At 67.3% G+C, this 6,636-nt stretch carries 6 protein-coding genes; all 6 read right to left on the minus strand.

What is annotated here, in order from left to right:
• Nucleotides 1-21: 21 nt before the first annotated feature.
• On the minus strand, nt 22-1,317 hold the full coding sequence (gene ugpB, locus F3H32_RS11585) for a sn-glycerol-3-phosphate ABC transporter substrate-binding protein UgpB (RefSeq protein WP_149765997.1): 1,296 nt from the start codon (nt 1,315-1,317) through the stop codon (nt 22-24).
• Nucleotides 1,318-1,608: 291 nt separating this feature from the next.
• The gene (locus F3H32_RS11590; protein WP_149765998.1) at nt 1,609-2,712 is read right to left on the minus strand and encodes an acetate/propionate family kinase; all 1,104 of its coding nucleotides are present in this window, start codon (nt 2,710-2,712) and stop codon (nt 1,609-1,611) included.
• Nucleotides 2,709-3,635, minus strand: a complete 927-nt coding sequence (locus F3H32_RS11595; RefSeq protein WP_149765999.1) for a bifunctional enoyl-CoA hydratase/phosphate acetyltransferase — start codon at nt 3,633-3,635, stop codon at nt 2,709-2,711. The genes F3H32_RS11590 and F3H32_RS11595 overlap by 4 nt, the downstream gene beginning before the upstream one ends.
• Before the next feature lie 150 nt (nt 3,636-3,785).
• Nucleotides 3,786-5,501, minus strand: coding sequence for a cation acetate symporter (locus tag F3H32_RS11600; protein WP_149766000.1), 1,716 nt, complete (start codon nt 5,499-5,501; stop codon nt 3,786-3,788).
• Nucleotides 5,498-5,806, minus strand: coding sequence for a DUF485 domain-containing protein (locus F3H32_RS11605; RefSeq protein ID WP_149766001.1), 309 nt, complete (start codon nt 5,804-5,806; stop codon nt 5,498-5,500). Before F3H32_RS11605 ends, F3H32_RS11600 begins: the two co-directional genes overlap by 4 nt.
• 192 nt (nt 5,807-5,998) lie before the next feature.
• A partial coding sequence (locus F3H32_RS11610) for an AMP-binding enzyme (protein ID WP_149766002.1) occupies nt 5,999-6,636 on the minus strand: 638 nt, incomplete at its 5' end.

Raw genomic sequence — 6,636 nt, forward strand, 5'->3', positions numbered from 1 at the left:
CCGGGGCGCCCGCCGCTAACTTCAGCCGCCGACGGCTTCCTTCAGCGCGGCATTGCCGCGCTCGGCGGCGTTCTTCAGCGCCGTCGCCGCATCCTGCTGGCCGGCCAGCATCTTTTCATATTCCTCGTTCTGGATGTCGCGCAGTTGCGGCAGGTTCGGCGCGCGCACGCCCTTGGAGTTTTCGGTCGGCTGCTTGCCCATCATTTGCAGGATCGGCGTTTCGCGCCCCGGATTCTTGTCATAGAAATCCGACGCCTTGGTCGCCTCATAGGCCGCCATCGTCACCGGCAGATAGCCCGACTGCTCGTGCAGGTATTGCTGCACCTCGGTCTGGGACAGGTAGTTGAAGAAGGCGGCGACGCCCTTGTAGGTCTCGTCCGACTTGCCGCCCATCACCCAAAGCGAGGCGCCGCCCGGCGTGGTGTTCTGCGGCGCGCCCTGGGCGGTTTCGTCATAGGGAAGCTGGCCGATGCCGTAGTTCATGCCCGACTTGACGATGTCGCCAAGCCCGCCCGAGCTTTCGGTCAGGATGCCGCATTCGCCCGAGGTGAAGTTCTGCTTGGCCTCGCTGGTGCGGCCGCCATAGACAAAGGCGCCCTCTTTCGCCAGGTCCGCAAGTTCCTGGAAATGCTTGACGAACAGCGGCCCGTCGATCTTCAGTTCCGGCGTGCCGGCCAGGCCGTTTTCGTTCGTGCCCCAGCTGACATTGTTCCAGGCGGCAAAGTTTTCGGTATGGATCCAGGTCAGCCAGGTCGAGGTATAGCCGCAGCTTGCGGCGCCCGATTCCTTGATCTGGCGCGCGGCGGCCCAGACCTCGGCCCAGGTCTTGGGCGGGCTGTCGACGTCCAGCCCCGCCTTTTCGAAGATGTCCTTGTTGTAATACAGGATCGGCGAGGAGGAGTTGTAGGGAAAGGACAGCATGTCGCCTTCGGGCGTCGAGTAATAGCCGACGATGCCGGGCAGGTATTGGCTTTTGTCAAAGGCGTAGCCGCCCTCGTCCAGCACCTCGGCCACCGGCTTGATCGCGCCCTGCGCGCCCATCATGACCCCGGTGCCCACGTCGAAGACCTGGATGATGTCGGGGGCCTGCCCGGCGCGAAAGGCGGCGATGCCCGCGTTCAGCGTCTCGGGATAGGTGCCCTTGAAGACCGGCTTGACCTCGTATTCTTCCTGGCTGGCGTTGAAATCGCCGGCGATCTTGCTGACCACCTCGGCATTGGCGCCGGACATGGCGTGCCACCACGAGATTTCCGTCTTGGCCTCGGCCGCGACGGGCAGCGCCATCAGCCCTGCAAGCCAGAATGGGGTTTTTTGCATGATATCCTCCGAGTGCCTTGCGGCGTCATCGCTCCCGGACGGCAGCGTCTGGATCCACGCCCTCCGTCCCCAGTACAGACTTGTCGCCCGCGCAGGGGCGGGGTGTCAATTCGCATCTGAACAGCGTGGTGCGGCAGCCGGATGGGGCCGGCGCGGTGATCGGGGTCCCATCGGCGGGGTTGGGGACCGGCAGAAGCGCCGCGCAATGGGTATTTGGAAAACGGAGAAACCCGGACGCCGCGCGCGGCCGGCAGCTTGAAGTTCCGTTCCGGCGCCGGCGGCTGCCTGGCGTCAGTCCAGCAGCGCCGCTGCCTCGATCGCCATCATCCGTTCCTCGTTGGCGGGGATGACCAGGGTGGCGAAATCGCCCAAGGGCGCCATGTGGCGCAAGATCGCCTGGCGCAGCGGGGCCGCGTTCTCGCCGATGCCGCCGGTAAAGACCATGGCGTCGATGCCGCCCAGCGACACCGCCATGGAAGCCGCCGCCTGCGCGCATTTCAGCGCAAAGAAGTCCAGCGCGAAACGCGACTGCGCCGAGCCATCCGCCAGCAGCGCCGCCACATCGTTCGACCGGCCCGACATGCCCAGCAGGCCCGAGCGGTTGTAGATCAGGTCCTCGATCTGGTCGGGGGCCATGCCGAAGCTGCGCTGCATCAACAGGATCGCGCCGGGATCGACGGCGCCCGAGCGCGTGCCCATGGGAATGCCGTCCACCGCGGTCATGCCCATGGTGGTATCGACGCTGCGCCCGTCGCGCATGGCGCAAAGGCTGGCGCCATTGCCCAGATGCGCGGCCACCACCCGGCCGCGATGCAGGTCGGGATGGTCGCGCGCCAGCACCTGGGCCAGCCATTGATAGGACAGGCCGTGAAAGCCATAGCGGCGCACCCCCTGTTCGAACAACGCCTCGGGCAGGGCGAAATGGGTGAATAGCGCATCGCGCCCGGCATGGAAGGCGGTGTCGAAACAGGCCAGGTTCGGCACGTTTTCACCCAGCAGCCGGCGGGTGGCGGCGATGGCGGCCAGGCCGTGCGGCTGGTGCAGCGGCGCCAGCGGGATCAGCGCCGCCAGGTCGCTGAGCACCTGCGGCGTGACCGGGGTCGAGCGGGTATGGCGGGTGCCGCCATGGACGATGCGATGCGCCACCGCCTCGATCCGCCAGCCGTCGTCATGGGCGGCGATGAAATCCAGCACCGCCTGCATGGCGGCGGCATGGTCGCTGCCGGCGACCGGGCTGCGGATTTCGGCGCGCTCGGCCAGCCGCGCGGCCAGTTCGGCATCGCCGCCGATGCGGCTGACGGCGCCGCGCGCCAGCAGCGCCAGCCCCTGCCGGGCAAAGACCCGGAACTTGAGGCTGGAGGAACCCGCGTTCAGCGTCAGGATCGCCGGGGTCATTTCACCTGTCCCAGCCGGCGCGCCTCGGCCATCAGCACGGCCAGCGCGGTGGACAGCAGCCGCGCGCGCACGGAATCGGCCCGGCTGGTCAGGACGACCGGCACCCGCGCGCCCAAGACGATCCCGGCCGCATCGGCCCCGCCCATGAACACCAGCTGCTTGGCCAGCATGTTGCCCGATTCGATGTCCGGCACCAGCAGGATCTCGGCCTGCCCGCCCACCGGCGAAACGATGCCCTTTTCCCGCGCCGCCTCTGGGCTGACGGCATTGTCGAAGGCCAGCGGCCCGTCCAGTTCCGCGTCCAGGATCTGGCCGCGATCGGCCATCTTGCACAGGGCGGCCGCGTCCAGCGTCGCCTGCATCCGGGGATTGACCGTCTCGACCGCGGCCAGGATCGCGACCTTGGGCCGCGCCGGCCCCCACAGCACCCGCCACAGCGCGATGGCATTGCACAGGATGTCCGCCTTGGCCGGCAGGTCCGGGGCGATGTTGACCGCCGCGTCGGTGATGATGAAGGGGCGCGGGTAATCGGGGGTCAGCATCAGGAAGGCATGGCTGATGCGCCGCTCGGTGCGCAGCCCGCCCGCGGGGTCGATCACCGCGCCCAGCAATTCGTCGGAATGCAGCGAGCCCTTGATGATCGCGCCGACTTGGCCGATGCCGGCCATGGCGGCGGCGCGGGCGGCGGCGGCGTGGCTGTGTTCGGCATCGACGATCTCGTAATCCTGGGCGTCCAGCCCCGCCTCGGCCAGGGCGGCGGCGATGCGGGCGGCGGGACCGACCAGCACCGGCTGGATCAGCCCGGCCACTCGCGCCTGTTCGACCGCTTCGAAAACCGAAGGGCGCACCGGATGGACCACGGCGGCGCGCAACGGCGGCAGCCCGGCGCAGCGGTCGATGATGGCTTGATAGGCGTCGGTCATGGCGATCCTTCCTGTGGCGCGCGTCCGGGCCCGAGGATTCCGCCGCAGCACCGTCAAGACAAGCGGATTGTGCCGGATGCGGCGCCATGGCCCGCAGCCCGGCGGAATGGCGATGGCCCGCCCCCGTTGCAAGGGGCGGGCCGGGGCGGTTCAGTGCGACGACGCCTGGGACGCGCCGATGCCGGTTTCCGAACGCACCTGCTGGGCGGCAAAGCCCGCCCGGTCGATGCGGGCCCGCGCGCCGTTGTCCATCTTGGACACCAGCCAGATGCCCAGGAAGGCCAAGGTCATCGAGAACAGCGCCGGCGAGGTATAGGGGAAGGGCGCCGACCCGGCCGGGTTGCCCAGCGTCGCTTCCCAGACCGAGGGCGAGAGCACCGTCAGCACCACCGAGGAGATCAGCCCCAGGAAGCCGCCGACCACCGCGCCGCGGGTCGTGCAATCCTTCCACAGCACCGACATGAACAGCACCGGGAAGTTGGCCGAGGCCGCCACCGCAAAGGCCAGCGACACCATGAAGGCGATGTTCTGGTTCTTGAAGGCGATGCCCAGCACCACGGCCACCAGGCCCAGGACCAGCGTGGTGATGCGCGACACGCGCAGCTCGCTGCCCGGCGCGGGGTTCCCGTTCTTGATCACCGTCGCATAAAGGTCGTGGCTGACCGCCGAGGCGCCCGACAGCGTCAGCCCCGCGACCACCGCCAGGATGGTGGCAAAGGCCACGGCCGAGATGAAGCCCAGGAACACGTTGCCGCCCACGGCCTGCGCCAGATGCACGGCGGCCATGTTGGAACCGCCGACCAGCGCGCCGGTATCGTCCAGGAATTCGGGATTGGTCAGCACGAAGGTGATGGCGCCGAAGCCGATGATAAAGGTCAAGAGGTAGAAATAGCCGATCCAGCCGGTCGCCCACATCACCGATTTGCGCGCTTCCTTGGCGCTGGGAACGGTGAAGAAGCGCATCAGGATATGCGGCAGGCCGGCGGTGCCGAACATCAGCGCCATGCCGAAGCTGATGGCCGAGATCGGATCCTTGATGAAGGTGCCCGGACCCATGATCGACTGGCCGGCCACGGCGGCTTCCTCGGCGGTCTTGCCGCCGGCGGCGGCCAGGTCGGCCTTGACGCGGACGGCGTCGGCGAACATCGCCTCGGGACTGAAGCCGTAATGCCACATGACCATGAAGGACATGAAGGTCGCGCCGCCCAGCAGCAGGCAGGCCTTGATGATCTGCACCCAGGTCGTCGCGGTCATACCGCCGAACAGCACATAGATCATCATCAGCGCGCCGACGATCACCACGGCGATCCAGTAGTCCAGCCCGAACAGCAGCTGGATCAGCGAGCCCGCGCCCACCATCTGCGCGATCAGGTAAAAGGCCACCACGACCAGCGTGCCTGAGGCGGCAAAGATGCGCACCGGCGCCTGGGCAAAGCGAAAGGCCGCCACGTCGGCAAAGGTAAAGCGGCCCAGATTGCGCAGCCGCTCGGCCATCAGGAAGGTCAGGATCGGCCAGCCGACCAGGAAGCCGATCGAATAGATCAACCCGTCATAGCCCGACACCATCACCGCCGCGGAAATCCCCAGGAAGGATGCGGCCGACATGTAGTCCCCGGCGATGGCCAGCCCGTTCTGGAAGCCGGTGATGCCGCCGCCGGCGGTATAGAAATCCGCTGCCGACTTGGTCTTCGCCGCCGCCCATTTGGTGATGTAAAGCGTGCCAAGCACGAAGACCGCGAACATGGTGATGGCGGTCCAGTTCGTCGCCTGTTTCTGCCCGCCCTGGATCACGTCGGCGGCCATGGCGGCGCCCGGCATGGCCAGGGCCGCGGCGATCAGGCCGTTGCGCAGGAAGTTAGGGGTCATTTCAGCGCCTCCAGCCGGATCTTTTCGCTCAGCTCGTCGAACTCGCCATTGGCGCGGCGGACATAGATGCCGGTGATGATGATGGTAAAGACGATCACGCCAAAGCCCAGCGGGATGCCCCAGGTGATGACGCCGCTGCCCATCCGCGCGGCGAGCAGTTCCTTGTCAAAGGCGATCAGCAGGATATAGCCGTAATAGACGACCAGCATGGCGATGGTCAGGATCCAGCCATAGCGGGATCGTTTCTCTTTCAGCAGTTGATAGTTCGGATCTGCGGCGATCCGTTCGGCCAGGTTGTCTTGCATCGGGGTCGTGCTCCTCCACCGCCGCGATTTGCGGTCTTGCAGCCGCGCCGGCGTGCTGCCGGCGGGCAATGTCCTTGGAAAGATTGCGGCAGGCGGCATCCGCCCGGCCGCAGCCGGTCCAGGGGCGCGGTGCGGCGCGCCCATGGCGATCAGGGATGATGCGGGGGCCGCCGCTGCCGCCGGCCCTGGCTGTCAGTGCCGATTCATCCTGTTTTCGATGAGGTCGTCGACGACGCCTGGATCGGCCAGGGTCGAGATGTCGCCCAAGGCTGCGAAATCGTCCTCGGCGATCTTGCGCAGGATGCGGCGCATGATCTTGCCCGAACGGGTCTTGGGCAGCCCAGGCGCCCATTGGATCAGGTCCGGCTTGGCGATCGGGCCGATCTCGGTGCGTACCCATTTCTCCAGCTCGGCGCGCAGGCCGTCGCTGGGCTCGACGCCGTTCATCAGCGTCACATAGGCATAGATGCCCTGACCCTTCAGCGGGTGCGGATAGCCCACCACCGCCGCCTCGGCCACCTTCTCATGCGCAACCAGCGCCGATTCCACCTCGGCCGTGCCCATCCGGTGGCCGCTGACGTTGATCACGTCATCCACCCGCCCGGTGATCCAGTAATAGCCGTCCGCGTCGCGCCGGCAGCCGTCGCCGGTGAAGTAATAGCCCGGATATTGCTGGAAATAGGTCTCCATGAAGCGCTCGTGGTCGCCCCAGACCGTGCGCATCTGCCCAGGCCAGCTATCGGCGATGCACAGCACCCCCTCGACCCCGTCGCCGTCCAGCGCCACCCCGGTCTGCGCATCCAGCACCACCGGCTTGACCCCGAAAAACG

This window comes from Paracoccus thiocyanatus (assembly GCF_900156255.1).
Classification (GTDB): Bacteria; Pseudomonadota; Alphaproteobacteria; order Rhodobacterales; family Rhodobacteraceae; genus Paracoccus; species Paracoccus thiocyanatus.